Annotated in this window: 17 protein-coding genes and 1 riboswitch; of the genes, 15 read left to right on the top strand and 2 right to left on the bottom strand. The window is 63.5% G+C overall.

The genetic code is table 11. The annotated features are described in order from the left end of the window. The first annotated feature begins 79 nt into the window (after positions 1-79). Positions 80-598 (top strand): peptide-methionine (S)-S-oxide reductase MsrA, encoded by a 519-nt coding sequence (gene msrA / locus FJW03_RS12740; protein ID WP_140609067.1) that lies wholly within the window; start codon positions 80-82, stop codon positions 596-598. A gap of 172 nt (positions 599-770) precedes the next feature. Here msrA and FJW03_RS12735 read toward each other — a convergent pair whose 3' ends face one another. Beyond that, complete coding sequence (locus tag FJW03_RS12735; protein ID WP_140609065.1) at positions 771-1079, bottom strand: hypothetical protein; 309 nt, start codon at positions 1077-1079, stop codon at positions 771-773. Between the two features lie 183 nt (positions 1080-1262). Further along, positions 1263-1376: riboswitch (TPP riboswitch) on the top strand. Between FJW03_RS12735 and FJW03_RS12730 the strand changes: the two genes are divergently transcribed. The 4 genes from FJW03_RS12730 to FJW03_RS12715 all read left to right on the top strand — a co-directional run bounded on the left by FJW03_RS12730 (position 1367) and on the right by FJW03_RS12715 (position 4891). After that, a complete protein-coding gene (locus FJW03_RS12730; protein WP_140609063.1) occupies positions 1367-1975 on the top strand; it encodes a YkoF family thiamine/hydroxymethylpyrimidine-binding protein in 609 nt (202 codons plus the stop codon). Its footprint overlaps the riboswitch before it by 10 nt. Before the next feature lie 265 nt (positions 1976-2240). Continuing rightward, positions 2241-3077, top strand: coding sequence for an ABC transporter permease (locus FJW03_RS12725; RefSeq protein WP_140609061.1), 837 nt, complete (start codon positions 2241-2243; stop codon positions 3075-3077). Continuing rightward, positions 3074-3838 (top strand): ABC transporter ATP-binding protein, encoded by a 765-nt coding sequence (locus tag FJW03_RS12720; RefSeq protein WP_140609059.1) that lies wholly within the window; start codon positions 3074-3076, stop codon positions 3836-3838. The genes FJW03_RS12725 and FJW03_RS12720 overlap by 4 nt, the downstream gene beginning before the upstream one ends. A gap of 27 nt (positions 3839-3865) precedes the next feature. Further along, positions 3866-4891, top strand: a complete 1026-nt coding sequence (locus tag FJW03_RS12715) for an ABC transporter substrate-binding protein (protein ID WP_140609057.1) — start codon at positions 3866-3868, stop codon at positions 4889-4891. Positions 4892-5044: 153 nt separating this feature from the next. On the opposite strand, the gene FJW03_RS12710 is transcribed toward FJW03_RS12715, so the two are convergent. Continuing rightward, the gene (locus FJW03_RS12710; RefSeq protein ID WP_181165568.1) at positions 5045-5884 is read right to left on the bottom strand and encodes a hypothetical protein; all 840 of its coding nucleotides are present in this window, start codon (positions 5882-5884) and stop codon (positions 5045-5047) included. A 378-nt stretch (positions 5885-6262) separates the two neighbouring features. On the opposite strand from FJW03_RS12710, the gene FJW03_RS12705 reads away from it, so the two are divergent. The 10 genes from FJW03_RS12705 to FJW03_RS12660 all read left to right on the top strand — a co-directional run bounded on the left by FJW03_RS12705 (position 6263) and on the right by FJW03_RS12660 (position 15345). After that, positions 6263-6898 (top strand): methyltransferase family protein, encoded by a 636-nt coding sequence (locus FJW03_RS12705; protein WP_226890641.1) that lies wholly within the window; start codon positions 6263-6265, stop codon positions 6896-6898. A 345-nt stretch (positions 6899-7243) separates the two neighbouring features. Then, on the top strand, positions 7244-7807 hold the full coding sequence (locus FJW03_RS12700; protein WP_140766433.1) for a hypothetical protein: 564 nt from the start codon (positions 7244-7246) through the stop codon (positions 7805-7807). Positions 7808-8129: 322 nt separating this feature from the next. After that, positions 8130-8294 (top strand): DUF3309 family protein, encoded by a 165-nt coding sequence (locus FJW03_RS12695; protein ID WP_140609053.1) that lies wholly within the window; start codon positions 8130-8132, stop codon positions 8292-8294. Positions 8295-8710: 416 nt separating this feature from the next. Then, the gene (locus tag FJW03_RS12690) at positions 8711-9436 is read left to right on the top strand and encodes a GntR family transcriptional regulator (RefSeq protein ID WP_140609051.1); all 726 of its coding nucleotides are present in this window, start codon (positions 8711-8713) and stop codon (positions 9434-9436) included. Positions 9437-9439: 3 nt separating this feature from the next. Beyond that, positions 9440-10480, top strand: coding sequence for an ADP-ribosylglycohydrolase family protein (locus FJW03_RS12685; protein WP_140766432.1), 1041 nt, complete (start codon positions 9440-9442; stop codon positions 10478-10480). Continuing rightward, a complete protein-coding gene (locus FJW03_RS12680; protein ID WP_140766431.1) occupies positions 10477-11451 on the top strand; it encodes a PfkB family carbohydrate kinase in 975 nt (324 codons plus the stop codon). Before FJW03_RS12685 ends, FJW03_RS12680 begins: the two co-directional genes overlap by 4 nt. Positions 11452-11491: 40 nt before the next feature. Further along, the gene (locus FJW03_RS12675; protein ID WP_140766430.1) at positions 11492-12553 is read left to right on the top strand and encodes an ABC transporter substrate-binding protein; all 1062 of its coding nucleotides are present in this window, start codon (positions 11492-11494) and stop codon (positions 12551-12553) included. A 67-nt stretch (positions 12554-12620) separates the two neighbouring features. After that, entirely contained in the window at positions 12621-13490 is an 870-nt protein-coding gene (locus FJW03_RS12670) for an ABC transporter permease (protein ID WP_181173327.1), read from the top strand. Beyond that, positions 13490-14278, top strand: a complete 789-nt coding sequence (locus FJW03_RS12665) for an ABC transporter permease (protein ID WP_140766429.1) — start codon at positions 13490-13492, stop codon at positions 14276-14278. Before FJW03_RS12670 ends, FJW03_RS12665 begins: the two co-directional genes overlap by 1 nt. Then, positions 14278-15345: an ABC transporter ATP-binding protein gene (locus tag FJW03_RS12660; RefSeq protein WP_140766428.1), complete on the top strand. Its 1068-nt coding sequence runs from the start codon at positions 14278-14280 to the stop codon at positions 15343-15345. The genes FJW03_RS12665 and FJW03_RS12660 overlap by 1 nt, the downstream gene beginning before the upstream one ends. Positions 15346-15574 lie beyond the last annotated feature (229 nt).

Here is a 15574-nt window from a genome sequence, read left to right as displayed (position 1 = left end):
TTATGGGGCAACTCAATTTTCTTTGCGCAATTCCTGACGGGACGTCAAACAGCCGGAATTGCTTTTTGGGAGACGAAACATGGCGACTTCGAGCGAACGAGCGGTACTTGCCGGCGGCTGCTTCTGGGGCATGCAGGATCTGATCCGGCGCTTCCCGGGTGTCCTTTCCACCCGGGTTGGCTACAGTGGCGGCGATGTGCCGAATGCCACCTATCGCAATCATGGTACCCACGCCGAGGCAATCGAGATCAATTTCGATCCGGCCAGGATCAGCTACCGCACCTTGCTGGAATTCTTCTTCCAGATCCACGATCCGACGACGCGCAACCGGCAGGGCAACGATGTCGGGATGAGCTACCGTTCGGCGATCTACTATACCAGCGACGAGCAGAAGCGCGTCGCTGAAGACACCATCGCCGACGTCGATGCTTCCGGCCTGTGGCCGGGCAAGGTCGTCACCGAAGTCGCGCCGGCCGGTGCGTTCTGGGAGGCCGAACCCGAGCATCAGGACTATCTGGAGAAGTATCCCAGCGGCTATACCTGCCATTTCGTCAGGCCCGGCTGGAAGCTGCCGGTTCGCGAAAAGGCAGCATCCTAACGTTTCGGGCACAAGGCATCGAACCTTAGTTACGTCCAGAAGGACGCTTCGGTCGATACCGAGCGGGATCCCTGATCCGGTGCAAATCCCTTTCGGGAGCGTTGGGAACGATATCGAAACAGAGAAAGCCGCCAGGCATCCGCCCGGCGGCTTTCTCTGTTTGGGCAATGACTTATTTGCCGCAGTTCTTGTCGTTCAAGGTCGGCGCCGTGGCGTTGCCACTGGCATCGGACTGCGCACCTTGCGGGTTGGTCGGGCAATTCCGGTCCGCATTGGAGTTCATGTCGCCCGGCGCGATGGTCGTGCTGTTGGTCATTGCCGGATCGAGCGTATCAGGCGAAGCTGGCGTACTCGGTTCTACAGTGACCGACTTGCCGCTGCCGCCAGAGCCATCGGTGCCGCTCGCGCTATTGCTTTGCGCCATCGCGGAACTGGCAAGAGCGACAGTGAGCGCCGAAGCTGCGAGGATTTTCATGAACATGGCTGGTCTCCATTTTCCGTGAACTTGTCGCGTAGCGACTGGCGGGACAACCTCTCGACCTGGTGAAGGTTCCCGGAAAATTTCGCGCCGGCGCAGCCCACTGCCACTGCTCTGGCGCAACGCTTTTGGCGCAGCTCGCCGAAAAAAACCGCTTCCCCAATCGATCGAATGGTGCTTTAACGCGCTCATCCACAGGGGTGCTCCGTACGGTCGGGGCTGAGACGGGGGCGGCAAGCCCACAGACCCTAGAAGCTGATCTGGGTAATACCAGCGGAGCGAGGCGGGCGATGTTTTCAGGCGCACAGATTTCCCTATATCCCATGGCCGACGATTTCGTCGGCGTCATCCTGGGCGCGCTCGACGCGCTCGATCCCTACCGGGACAGGCTGCGGATCGAGACCGACGACATCGCGACGCTGCTGGTCGGGCCGCCCGAAGTGCTGTTTCCGGCCATGCGCGATCTGTTCGTGGCGGCGGCGAGAAGCGGCAAGCATTGCGTACTGTCCGCCGCCGTCTCACGCGGCTGCCCGGGCGAGCCGGACGATCCGATCTGCCGCTCCGACGAGATCGGCGGCCCGACGATCCCGCTCGACGAGCGCAAGCTGGCCGCGATCCGCGCCGTGCAGTCGACAGCTTCGACCGACCAGCCGGCGGCCGCGCAATTCTCGCTCTATGTGATGGGCACCGGCGACCACATGGACGAGATCTATGGCTGCATCGACTTCCTGAAGCAGTCGGGCGTCTTCGAGCGCTCCAAGCATTTCTGCACCAAGCTGCGCGGCGATGCCGGCGCGATCTTCGCCACGCTCAACGAAGCTTTCTGCCGCTTCGGCCCGGGCGCCGGCCACGTGACCCTCGACATCACCATTTCGGCCAACAGCCCGACCGGGGTTTGAGCGGCGCTTGGCCGCCGTCGAGGATATTGTCGTGGTTGGTTCGTTTGATCCGCCTGGGAAAGGTGCTCCTACGCCCAGGCGTCTGCCACAGGGAGCAGCGAAGCCGTTGGTGATTGGCGAAGGCGGCGATGACGGCCGATCTCCCCCCTTGTGGGGGAGATGCCTGGCAAGGCAGAGGGGGGCGCTGTCCCGCCGACCTATCAGGTGGTTACGCTCAGCACCTTCAGCACAAGTCTCGAAGGATGGCGTTCCTTCGCGCCCCCCTTTGTCCTGCCGGACATCTCCCCCACAAGGGGGGAGATCGGCTGTCACCGCCGCTTTCGCCAGAGCAGCCCCCGCGGCCCTCGCTTTCGCCCTGCTGCTTGCCGCCTGGGAGCTCTACGCCCGCTTCGGCGGCATCGCGCCCACCGTGCTGCCGGCGCCGTCGCGCGTGCTGGCGCAGGCGTGGGAGAACCGCGCAGCGCTGGCCGACAACACGCTGCCCACCATTCGCGCCACGCTGGCCGGCTTTGCCTGCTCGCTCGCCGCCGCTTTCGTGCTTTCAACGGTGGTCGATTTCCTGCCGAGGCTGCGGCGTGCGCTGTTCCCGATCCTGATCGCCAGCCAGACCTTGCCGCTGGTGGCGATCGCGCCCTTGGTGGTGCTGTGGTTCGGCTTCGGGCTGCTGCCAAAGATCCTGCTCGTCGCGCTGGTCACCTTCTTCCCGATGATGGTGGCACTGGTCGAAGGCTATGCGTCGACCAGCAAAGAGATTGCCCAGATGCTCGCCGCCATGGGGGCGAGGCGCTGGCGCATTTTCTGGCTGGCTCGCCTGCCTTCGGCGCTGCCCTATTTCTTTGCCGGCCTGCGCATTTCCATCACCTATGCCGTGGTCGGCGCGATCTTCGCCGAATATGCCGGCGCGGCGAAGGGGCTGGGCATCTACATGCTCAGCGCCAAGAACAATTTTCGGCCCGACCTGGTGCTCGCCGCGGTCGCCGTCAGCTCGGCGCTGACGCTTGCCTTGTTCGGACTGGCGGTGCTTATCCAGCGCCTTGCCATGCCGTGGGAAAGGGCTGGGTGCGATGCAAAGCCGGAGCCGACCGAGGAGGACCGGCCATGACCCGGCTGGAACTCCGCGACGTGCGCAAGAACTTCGGCGCGCTCGAGGTGCTCTCCGGCATCTCGATGACCGTGGACGATGGCGAGTTCGTCTCTATCCTCGGGCCGTCCGGCGCCGGCAAGTCGACGCTCCTCCAGTTGCTGACCGGTGCGATTGCGGGCGAGGGCGAGATGCGCTTCGACGGCGCGCCGCTGGACGATCACGGCCGCCATTTCGCTTTCATGCCGCAGCGCGACGCGCTGATGCCATGGCGGCGCGTCATCGACAACGCCGCGCTTGGACTGGAGGTGCAGGGCATGAGGCGCCGGGCCGCGCGCGAGCGGGTCGCGCCCCTGTTCGCCGAGTTCGGCCTTGCCGGCTTCGAGCGCGCCTGGCCGGCCGAACTGTCCGGCGGCATGCGCCAGCGCGCCGCCTTGCTGCGCACCGTGGTGCAGCAGCGCGACATGCTTCTGCTCGACGAGCCTTTCGGCGCGCTCGACGCGCTCACCCGCACGGCCATGCAGCGCTGGCTGGAGAAGATGTGGGCGAGCCATCGCTGGACGGCGCTGCTCATCACCCATGACGTGCGCGAGGCGGTGCTTCTGTCCGACCGCATCTATGTGCTGTCGGAGCGGCCTGCGCGTGTCGTTGCCGAAGTGGCCGTGCCGCTACCGCGCCCGCGCACCGAAAGTGCAGCGCTCGCCCGCGAGGCGGCGGCAATCGAGGCCAGCATCCTCGACACGCTGCTGGGGGCAGGCCGAACCGAATTCCCGATCGTTTGATGGCCCGATTGTTTGATGGAGAGAAAAATGACTGAACTCAACCGCCGCCAGGCGCTGCTCCTGGCTTTGGCCGCCGGCCTGCCGCTGGCTTCGCTCGCCGGGGCCGCACGCGCCAGGGCGGAAGCGCAAAAAATCACCGTCGCGCTCGACTGGACTGTCAACACCAACCACATCGGTCTGTTCGTCGCTCGCGACAAGGATTTCTACCGCGATGCCGGGCTCGATGTCGAAATCCTGCCCTATGGCGATACCGGCTCGGGCACGCTGGTCGCCAACCGCGTCGCTGATTTCGGCATTTCCGGCGCGCTCGGCCTGTTCACGCAGAAGAGCGCGGGCGCGGATCTCAAGGCGGTCTATGCCGTCGTCCAGTCGGAGACCGGCCGCGTCGTCTTCAACGCCGACCGCGCCGCTATCAAGAGCCCGAAGGATCTTGACGGCCTGACCTATGGCGGTTTCGGCAGCGCCTGGGAGAACGCGCTGATCTCGACCATCATCCGCCACGACGGCGGCAAGGGCGATTTCAAGACAGTGACGCTCGGTACCTCGACTTATGATGCGCTGGCGAGCAGCGCCGTGGATTTCACGCTGGAAGTCTCGACCTGGGAAGGCGTGGAGGCCGGGCTCAAGGGCCTGAAGCAGCGCAGCTTCCGCTACGCCGACTACGGCGTGCCGGACGAGCACACCACCTTCATCGCTTCCAGCAATGCGTTCCTGTCGGCTAATCCAAAGGCGGCCGCCGCCTTCGTGCAGGCGACACGGCGCGGCTACGAGTTCGCCGTCGACCAGCCGCAAGAGGCCGGCGACCTCTTGATTACCGCGAACAAGGATACGCTCACCAATCCGGCTTTGATCCAAGCCTCGCTGAAGGCGCTGAACGACGGTCATTTCCTGAAGAGTGCCGCCGGCGCTATCGGCACCATCGACAAGGCCAAGGTCGAGGCGATGGGCGGGTATTTGTTCTCGTCGGGAATACTGCTCGATGGCAATGGCAAGGCGCTGAAGCAAAAGCCGGATTTCGAGGGGTATTTCACCAACGAGTTTGTAGGCGCCTGAGCGAAGGAACGCGGCGTCCGGTCAAGACACGTCAGCCGCCGCGCCTAATTCTTCGCGATGGCGTAGAGCAGGGCGGTTTTGATGTGCCACCCAGGCTCGCCTTGCAGCGACAGGGCGGCGGCGTAGAACTTCGCGACGGCGGGGCAGAGACCCTCAAAGTCCTGGTCTACGTTCGCGATGGCGTCCATCTCGACCGGCGTGCCGCCGCTTCTGATGAAGGCGTCGGCGACCAGCGACCAGTCCTGATCGCTGGGCATGGCCGCCGGCAAACCGCTTCTTTTTGGCTGCGCCGAAGGCGTTGAACAGCGTGGCACCAATCTTGTCCGGGTGAGCCAGGAAATCGTGGCCGGGCGCGCTGATCGCGTCCGGCCCATTGCGCAGGTAATTGTTGCACGTGGCAGGCGTTTCTCGTGCCATGACATGATTGAGCATGTCGAGCTGCGCGGAAAGCGCTTGCGAGACCTCGCTGTCCGGCGCTGAAGTCAGGAGCGGTGTATATCTTTGCCTCAGATCGGCGACCGCCTGTCTGCTGACATTGCGCACTTCTGTTCCACTTCCGGTCTGGGCCGCGGCAGTGATCTTGCGCAGCATCGCATCGTAATCGTCCGGAAATTCCCGGGCGATCGCCTTGAATATCTGGAGGCCCTGCTTCCGGATCTCGGCATCGACGTCGGCGGTGGTCCTCGGCTGGGGCGGCCTCGCCACCGTCTCGTAGAGATCTGAAGTATGCCGAAGCCTGCTTGTTATCGACGCAATCGCCTCGCTGTAATCGGCGATCGACCGATCGTAATCCTGCTTGTCGTCCCGGGCGACGGCCCGATAGATGTATGCGGTGGCGCGGATGCTCGGCGGCTCCGCGGTGTCCTCGGCAATCGCCGTGCAGGCGGCTATGCGCTTGTCCGGCTCGACACTCTCGCCAATGCAGGCTGCATAGTCCTTCTCTGACGCGAGGGCCGGTGCGTTCAGCGCAAGGATAACCGCAAGCCCAGCCAATTGCCGCCGTTTGAGGAGGTCTTCGCCTGCACGAATGATATGATAGCAGCGGCGACTAGCCCCGCACCCTTCCAACTCGCCATTTGGCTGGTCCTCCCCCGAAAACCCTGGTCCACTTCAGCGGTAATCCGCCTATTGTTCTTTATTTGTTCCGCAATGCAAGCATAAATTGCAATATAGCAGACACAGTTTGCATCGCGGTTCCCGCAGCCCGCTCGCTGGTTGAGGGCGTTGCTTCCCGTTCAATCCCGATCTGACCTTGCCGGTTAACCGCCCGGCAATGGTTGCGTGCAAAGGTCGCCGCGAGGGATCATCGGGGTGTTTGCCTTGCTTATGCCAAAAAGTGAAGCGCTCTCGCGTGCCAACCGGGACGGGGTTTTGTCCGAAGCGCGCAAGCGCGAGATCCTGACCGACCTGCGCGAAGGCTTCTTTCGCGCCTGCGCCCTGGCCTGCGCGGGACTGTTCGTCTATCGCGGCGTCTATCAACTGCTGGAGGATCCGACCCGGCTCAACGTCGCGCTGGTTGCGATTTCCGAGATACTCACCTTCACCTGGCTGCTTTTGTCGCGGCGTCCGGTGACGCGTGACTGGAATCCGCTTGCGGTCATCGTCTCCGTGACCGCAAGTTTTGGAGTAGCGTTGATCAGCCTCAAACCTGGCATGGCGCTTGTTCCAGTCTACATCGCCGCACCGCTGCAGGTGATCGCGTTGTTGTTTGTCATCTGGGGCAAGATATCGCTGGGCCGCTCCTTTGCCATCCTGCCTGCCAATCGCGGCGTGATGACGGGCGGCGCCTACCGGCTTGTGCGGCACCCGATTTACGCCGGCTATCTTGCCGGACACGTGCTCTACCTGCTGTCGGCCTTTTCCTTCCACAATCTCGCGGTCTATGCGGTCATCACCTACATGCAGTTGTATCGGATACTACGCGAGGAGGCCCTGCTGGCCGCCGAGCCGGAGTATCGCGCCTATATGGAACGTGTGCGCTACAGGCTGTTCCAACGGATATTCTGAAGGCAAGGTTAGCCGACCTGTTTGGATTGATTGGTCGCCTTCCGGCGACCGGCACGCGATTTTCGTGCTATCCGCGGAGCCGCACACCGACAATGACGGGATCTCCTCAGCGGCTAAAATCGCTTTTCTTTCCGAATAAATGATAATACCGATAACATCGGTTTCGACCAAGAAATATTTTCTGCGAGTATGGTGCATTTTTATTATTTTTATAAGTTCCCCATTCAAGCAATAAATACCATCATATTTACAAATATACCCCGCTTTGAACCAAAGATCATCTCCGACGTAGCTGTGATTGCAATCGGCGGTGCGCCGACTGCCTTAGCGCAACAGGAGAGTGTTATGACTTTTACTATCAAGACAGTCGCCAGTGTGTTGGCGGGAAGTGCGATAGTCGTCGTCCTTTCGATGCCGGTGAGTGCAGCGGGGCTAGGTGTCAGCGCCTCGGTGGGTGGTAGCGGCGGTGTCAACGCTGGTGTCGGCGCCAATGGAGGCGGTGGCGGGGGTGGCAATGCTGGCGTCGGCGCTTCCGTTGGCGGCAGCAACGGCGTCAATGCCGGTCTTGGTACCGGTGCCGGCGGCTCGAATGGCAATGCTGGGCTCAGTGCCTCCATCGGCGGCAGCAACGGCATCGGCGCGAACGCCAATGTCGGCGGCACGAGCGGCATCACCGCCGGGCTTGGCGCCAATGTTGGCGACACGAGCGGCATCGGCATCGGCGGAGCCAATCCGAGCAGCCTGTCAAACCCCACCAATCCCAGCCAAACGAGCTTGTCCGGCACCGTGGCCCAGATGTCTAACAGCCAGGTGGTTCGCATGAAGAAGCGCTGTGTCGACGTGCTGAGCAACGAGGGCGCTTACGATCGCGACCTGCGCCAACTCTGCCTGTTGATCGCCCGCCGCTGAGCCCTCAGGATGAGCAGTGCGGAACCAGCCGCGAGGCTTTCAAGCGCACTCTCCTAGCCTCCGGCCGGTCGGAAAGTCCGTCGCTCCTGGCGGGCTTTCCGCGTCATTGGGTCTTCTCAGGTCGCCCCGAATGATCGCTCCTCGCCTTGGATCCGCAACCTATCACGGCGCCAAGAGGGTGGAGCTAACTCATTTGACGAACCCTTCTTGCTTGGCGATCCTCGCGGGGGCGGAACGGTAAGGCCGCTCGAGCGTTCTCATCTTCGAACATCGCAGCAAGCGATGTCTAACCGGCGCACGAGCGCACAAAGGAGCGGGAATCATGAGCTTAGGCACCATACTCATCATCCTTCTAGTCCTTGCGTTACTTGGCGGCTTCAGCGGACTCGGCGGCGGGCCGTTCTACGGAACCGGCTATTATGGGGGCGGCGGACTCGGACTTGTGCTGCTGATCGTCATCATCCTTGTCGTGCTCGGACGCATCTAGAGGCGCGATTCGATCCATGGTGATCGCGATTTCGTGACCGTATCGATATCGTTGCGCACCGGATTGTGATGGAAAAAGCCAGCTTGTGATCCGGTATCGCGCGAGATTCAGGTATGGTGGTGGCGGTCCACACCCCCCGTGGAAACAAGAGGAGAGGGTCCCACCCCTTATCCTCCTCCAAGGCCCGCCCCGGCTTCCCGGAGCGGGCTTTCTTTTTCTCTGGACACGGTGTCGACGCCTTGCCGACCTTGGCGCCGTGGATGTCGAGCGTTGCCTGCTTGGCGGTGGCTGCCTGCCAGTCCGTGCTCTCAGCTTGCCTGCGTTGATGCGGGGGGCATTCATCGCTTGATCGTTGACAGAGCTGCCGCGTCAGAGTAGTGAACAGGATTATACAGGTTCACTGGACAGGTGCCCATATGAAGCGCGGCGCGATTCAGCTCTCTCCCGGTACGGGCAAGCCCGAGCAGATCGCCACCGTTCTGGAGCATGAAATCCGCTCCGGCGTGCTCGGCTTCGGCGATCGCCTGCAAAGCGAGAATGAACTCGTCCAGCGCTTCTCCGTCAGCCGCAACACGGTCCGCAAGGGCCTTGAGGAACTGTCCAGCCGCGGGCTGATCACCACCAAGGTCGGTATCGGCTCCTTCGTCACTTTCGACGGCAAGCCGGTCGACGACGCGATCGGCTGGTCGCGGGCGCTGGCCAATGCCGGCGCCAATGCCGAGACAAGGACGCTGCGGCTCGAGGTGATCGAAGATGCGGGGCTTGCCGCGCTGCTTGAGATCGAAAGCCCGTTCTTCATCGCCGTCGATCGTGTACGCACCAATGCCAGAGACGGTCATGCGATCTCCATCGAGCGCAGCCGCCTGCCGCTGTCGCCGGAACTCGAAGACGTTCCGCTGCGCGGCCTGCGCGAGGGATCGCTGCACCAGACGCTGCGCGCCGCCGGGCTCGTGCCCGACCATGGCGAGGAGTGGATCGGGATCGAGATGCTGAATGCCGAGGACGCGGCCATCCTCGGCTGCCCTGAGGGCACGCCATTCCTGCGTGGCCGCCGGTTGACCCGTGCCGCTGATGACCGGCCGATCGAATATGTCACCAGTCTGCTCAACCCAGCGCATTTCGCGCTGCATATGAGGTTCTGAGCGATGTCGGACAAAGCGACGGACATGATCGACCGCGCCATGGGCGCTCTCATCGGCGGGGCGCTGGGAGATGCGCTCGGCATGCCGACCCAGCTTCTGTCGCCGGCGCGGATCGCCGAGCTGTACGGTCATGTCGAGGATTTCGTAGCGCCCGTTGCCGACCATCCGGTGTCGAAGGGGCTGGCGGCCGGCACCATCACCGACGATACCGAACAGGCGCTGCTGCTTGGCCGCATCCTCATCGAATCGGGCGGCCGCTTCGACCACACGCGCTGGGTCAATGCGCTGCTCGACTGGGAGCGTGACGTCAAGGCGCGCGGCAGCTACGATCTGCTCGGGCCGTCCACCAAGCGCGCCATCGACGCCATCAACAATGGTGTGCCAGCCGAGGACGCGGGGCGTGGCGGGGACACCAATGGTGCAGCCATGCGCATCGCGCCGGTCGGCATCATGATGCCGGTCGAAGCGCTGGAGGCTTTGGTCGCCAAGGTGGCCGAGACCTGCCGGGCGACACACAACACCTCGATCGCTGTTGCCTCGGCCGCTGCCGTCGCGGCCGCTGTCAGCTGCGGCGTTTCCGGCGGTGACTGGCGCGCCGCCTCCGACAGTGCCGTCGTGGCGGCGGGGCGAGGAGCGACGCTCGGCTACTGGGTGACCGGCGGCGATATCGCCGCGCGTATCGTCTGGGCGCAGGATCTGGTGCGTGGCAAAGCGACGAGGGACGCGATCCGGCTGATCACCGACCTGGTCGGCACCGGCGTCGCCAGCCAGGAGTCCGTTCCGGCCGCCTTCGCGGTGCTGGAAGTCACCGGCGGCGATCCCTGGCAAGCGGCGGTCATCAGCGCCAATCTCGGCGGCGACACCGACACGATCGGCGCTATTGCGGCCGGCATGGGGGGCGCCTGCACTGGTCTTTCGAAGTTGCCGCGACAGCACGTCGCGCGCCTCCTTGGCATCGACGTCGAGCAAGTTCGCGAACTCGCCGGCGACCTCGTCGCGGCGCGATTCGCGAAAACCGGCTCCGGCAAGGATGCGGCGGCATGAGTGGGCGGCTCGTCCATATCGGCAGCGCGGTGGTCGACTACGTCTACCGCATCGATGCCTTGCCGGCGCCGGGCACGGAGAAGACGGCGTCGAGCTATGACCAGGTCGCTGGCGGCGGCTTCAACATGATGGTCGCGGCCAGCCGGACCGGCATGACAGTGGCGTTTGGCGGCCAGCTCGGCAGCGGGCCGAATGGCGATTTCCTGCGCTCCGCCTTTGCCGCCGACGGCATCGAAACGCTGACGCCGCCATCGCCTGCCATGGACAGCGGCAATTGCGTCGCGATGATCTCAAGCGATGCCGAACGCACCTTCGTGTCCTGGCCTGGTGCGGAGAGCATTCTTAGCCTCGACATGATGGCGCCCGTGGTTGTCTCGCCGGGCGACTGGGTGTTCACCTCGGGCTATACGCTGAGCTATCCCGGAAGCCGCGAGGCGCTCACCGAATGGATCGAGGCGCTGCCTGCGCAGACCCCTTTCGTCTTTGACCCGACCCCGGTCATCTCGCACATTCCGTGTCCTATCCTGTCGCGAGTGCTTGCTCGTACGACTTGGCTAAGCTGCAACGCGACGGAGGCCGCCGAGATTGCCGGCCCCGGTGACATCGAGGCACTCGCGGAGCGACTGCTTGCGGACCATTGCCCGAAAGCCGACGGCGTCATCATTCGCAGCGCCGCCAAGGGCTGCCATGTACGATTGGCGGATGGTTCCGCCCAGACCATTCCCGGCTTCAAGGTCGCGGTCGTCGACACCAATGGCGCCGGCGACACCCATATCGGCGCTTTCGTCAGCGCGCTGTCGAGGGGTGTTCCGCCGTTCGAGGCGGCGCGCTACGCCAATGCGGCGGCCGCCATTTCGGTCACCCGTCATGGCGGTTCGTCGGCGCCGACCAACGCCGAAATCCAGACTTTCCTGGGCGAGGGCGTGGCCGGCGCGCCCGGCCAGGTACAGAAGGCCCATCAGACAGCCTGACAAGCCCGGGAACCGGGCAAACCAAAGAGAGGAACGAACCATGCGCATGCTCAATTTGACTGCTTTGCTGACGGCGACCGCCGTCGTCACCTCCGCCTTCGCCTTCGCCGCCAACGCTGGTGAAGTGCATGTGCTCAACTGGAAGGGTTATGGCGCCGACGAACCCTGGGCCATCGAGGCGTTCGAAAAGGCGACCGGCAACAAGGTCGTCAACGACTTCTTCAATTCCGAACAGGAAATGCTGACCAAGATCCGCACCAATCCGGGTCTCTACGACGTCGTCATGATCAACGCCGCCTTCAACGACCAGGCGATGGCGGAAAAGCTGATCCAGCCGATCGATACCTCGAAGCTGCCGAACTATGCCGACATCAGCAAGGACAAGGCCGGGTCGCCGATGCTCGACCATGACGGCAAGGTCTATGGCGTGCCGTGGGTCTGGGGCCTGACGGCGCTCGCCATCAACGAAAAATCCTTCGACAAGCCGCCGACGTCGATCGCCGAGATGTGGAATCCGGCGCACAAGGGCCGCGTCATCATCCGCGACGATGCTGTCGAGGCGGTACAGTTCGGCGCCATCGCCACCGGCCAGAACATCAACGACATCAAGGATATGGGTGCGGTCAAGACCAAGCTCACCTCGCTGATGCCGCAGATCAAGACCTTCTGGAGCTCGGAAAACGACTGGAACCAGATGGTCGCCTCTAACCAGATCGATATCGGCACCTACTGGAGCGGCTCGGCCGACCGCGCCAAGACCCACTTCAAGCTGCCGGTCTCGCTGGTCATCCCGCAGGAAGGCGCCGTCGCCTGGCTCGACGCCTTTTCCATTCCGGTCGGTTCGAAGAACGTCGCCGGCGCTGAGGCCTTCATCAACTACATGATCGACCCGAAATTCTACGTCGAATGGGTCACCAAGGTCGGTGCTCCCGTCTCCGCCAACACCAAGGCCGTGGATGCACTGCCGGAGGACGCTTTCAATCGCAAGGTGATGGGTGATCCGGCGGTGGCCAAGCGCATCCAGTTCCAGGCGCCGATCACCGACGCCCAGCGCGAAGCCTATCTGGCGCTCTGGCAGCAACTCAAGGTCGACGTGAAGTAGCACCCACATCCGGACCAGCCGGCAACTCGCGCCGGCTGGTCCTTCAATCCTGGGGAGGAGGGTTATCATGGCAGTGCAGGGGGCAGTTGCGTCACGCGGCGGGCTGAGATCGGCGCTGCCATTGCTGGCGCCGGCCTATCTCTGGCTGACGGTGGCGATCTTCCTGCCTCTTTCCGCCATGGTCTTTTTCTCCTTCATGACCGACTTGCCTTTGTCGGGAAAGCCATGGGCCTTCACGCTTGGCAACTATGCCGCATTCTTCTCGCAGAGCCTTTATCTGACATTGCTCCTGGCCTCGCTGCGCCTCGGCCTTGAAGTGACGCTGTGGTGCATCGTCATCGGCTATCCGGCGGCCTACGTGCTGGCCAAGGTACTGAAGGGCAGAAGCCGCGAGGCGATCTTCCTGCTTGTCATCCTGCCGTTCTGGTCGAACGGGCTGGTGCGCATCTTCTCCTGGGCGATGGTTTTGCGCGAGGGCGGCATCCTCGACACTGCGCTCAATGCCGTGCTGCCGTTCAAGATCAACATCGACCTCATGTATTCCTATCCGGCGGTCATCATCGGACTGGTGCACTCCTATGTGCCCTATATGGTGCTGACCTGTTATCTCACGCTGCAAGCCATCGACGACTCGCTGATCGAGGCCGGGCGCTCGCTCGGCGCCTCGCGTCTTCAGGTGCTGAAGCGGGTGATCATCCCGCTGTCGATGCCCGGTCTTGTGGCGGGCGCCGCGCTCATCTTCGTGCCGGTCGTCGGCTCCTTCATGGAGCCGCGCATCCTCGGCGGACGCACTGGCACTTTCTACGGCACCATCATCGAGGACCAGTTCGTCGCCGTGTTCAACTGGCCGCTTGGGGCGGCGCTGTCCTTCATCCTGCTGGCCGTCGTGCTGGTCATCCTGGCGATCGCGTCGCCGGTGCTGCGGAGGGCGACGTGATGGCGACGACACGTATCCTCGAATGGCTCGGCCGGCTCTATATCTTGCTGCTGCTGGCCTTCCTCTATCTGCCCATCATCATCATGGCGTTGATGTCGTTCAACGTCTCGCCCTTCTATCAGCTGCCGTTCGAGTGGACGACCGAGTGGTACGCCTCGCTCTGGCAGAACGACCAACTGATCGCGGCGACCTGGAACAGCATCGAGATCGCCGTCATCACGACAGTCATCTGTGTGGTTCTTGGCACGGCCGCGTCGCTGGCGCTCTTTCGTTACGAGTTTCGCGGCAAGAAATTGCTGCAGGCGCTGCTGTTTCCACCGATCGCCATTCCGTGGCTGATCACCGGCACGGCGATGCTGATCTTCTTCTTCGGCGTCGGCATCGGGCGCGGCCTGTTCGCCATCCTGCTCGGCCATGTCGCGCTGGCGCTGCCCTATGTCATCGTCGTCGTCTCGGCCCGGCTGCAGACCTTCGCGCCGGAGCTGGAAGAGGCGGCGCGCTCGCTTGGCGCCAATCAGTGGCAGGTGACGATGCGCGTCACGCTGCCCTGGATCATGCCGGGCGTCATCGCCGGCGGGCTGTTCGCGTTCGCCGTTTCGTTCGACCAGTTCGTCGTCTCCTACTTCCTGTCGACGCCCGGACAGACGACGCTGCCGGTCGAAATCTATGCCGCGATCCGCAAGGGTTTCACGCCCGAGATCAATGCGGTCTCGACGATCATCATCGTCGTGTCGATGGCGCTGATGCTGCTTACGGCGCGCTTCTTCAAATTCGGCGGAGAGAAATAATGGCCGGCGTGCAGGTATCGAACGTCTCGCGCAGCTTTGGCGCGCACAAGGCGCTGGACGATGTCTCCATCGATTTCGCCGATGGCGGCTTCTATGCCCTGCTTGGCCCGTCCGGCAGCGGCAAGACCACGCTGCTGCGCCAGATCGCCGGTTTCGACTTTCCCGACTCGGGCCGTATTTCCATCGGCGGTGAGAGCGTCGAGCGGGTGCCGGTGGAAAAGCGGCGCATCGGCATGGTGTTCCAGAATTATGCGCTGTTTCCCAATATGAGTGTCGCCGACAATATCGCCTTCGGCCTGTCGGTGCGCGGCGCGGCGAAGGCTGTGATCGCCACGGAAGTGCAGCGCGCGCTCGACCTCGTGCAACTCGGCAAGCTTGGCGCCCGGCGCCCGCACCAGCTCTCCGGCGGCCAGCGCCAGCGCGTGGCGCTGGCGCGCGCGATCGTCACCAAGCCGCGCGTGCTTTTGCTCGACGAGCCGCTCGGCGCGCTCGACAAGGCGCTGCGCGTCGACATGCAGATCGAGTTGAAGCGCATCCAGCGCGAGATCGGCATCACCACCATCTTCGTCACCCACGACCAGGAAGAAGCGCTGACGATGAGCGACCGCATCGGCATTCTGCGCGACGGCCGGCTGGTGCAGGAAGGACCGCCGGAGGAAATCTACGACCGGCCAAAGAGCGAATTCGCCGCCACCTTCCTCGGCGACGCCAACATCTTTCGCGGCGACGCGACCGGCAACGGTATCCGCCTGCCGGACGGTACGGCCATCGCGGCCGGCGCGGGTAACCGGTTGCCAGCCGGCGCCAAGGCAAGTTGTGCGGTGCGGCCCGAGCGCATCCGCATCGACACCGATGCCGAGGCCATGGATGCCGCCAATGCCAATATGCTCAGGGGACAGGTGTCGAAGCGCATCTTTGCCGGCAACAACAGCACCTATTTCGTCGAGCGTGCCGGCCAGACGCTGAAGGTCATCGTGCAGAACACCGGCGTGGACCGGCTGGCGGAAGGGCAGGACGTGGTGCTGCGCTGGTCGCCGGAGAGCACGGTGCTGATCGCGGGGGATTAGGTCGCTGTCGATAGATGGGCCGCTGGCGTTCCTTCGCGCCCCCCTCTGTCCTGCCGGACATCTCCCCCACGAGGGGGGAGATCGGCTGTTATCGCCGGTTTCGCGGAATTCCACGTTGCAAAAAGTGCAATAAGGCCGAAGCTGCCAATCTCCCCCCTCGTGGGGGAGATGTCCGGTAGGGCAGAGGGGGGCGCTGTCCCGCCATACTGTCGAGTAAGCTTCTGGAGTA

The sequence above is a fragment of the Mesorhizobium sp. B4-1-4 genome (assembly GCF_006439395.2).
Taxonomy (GTDB): Bacteria; Pseudomonadota; Alphaproteobacteria; order Rhizobiales; family Rhizobiaceae; genus Mesorhizobium.
The sequence above is the reverse complement of the archived record's forward strand: the minus strand, read 5'-3'. Positions and strand labels throughout refer to the sequence as shown.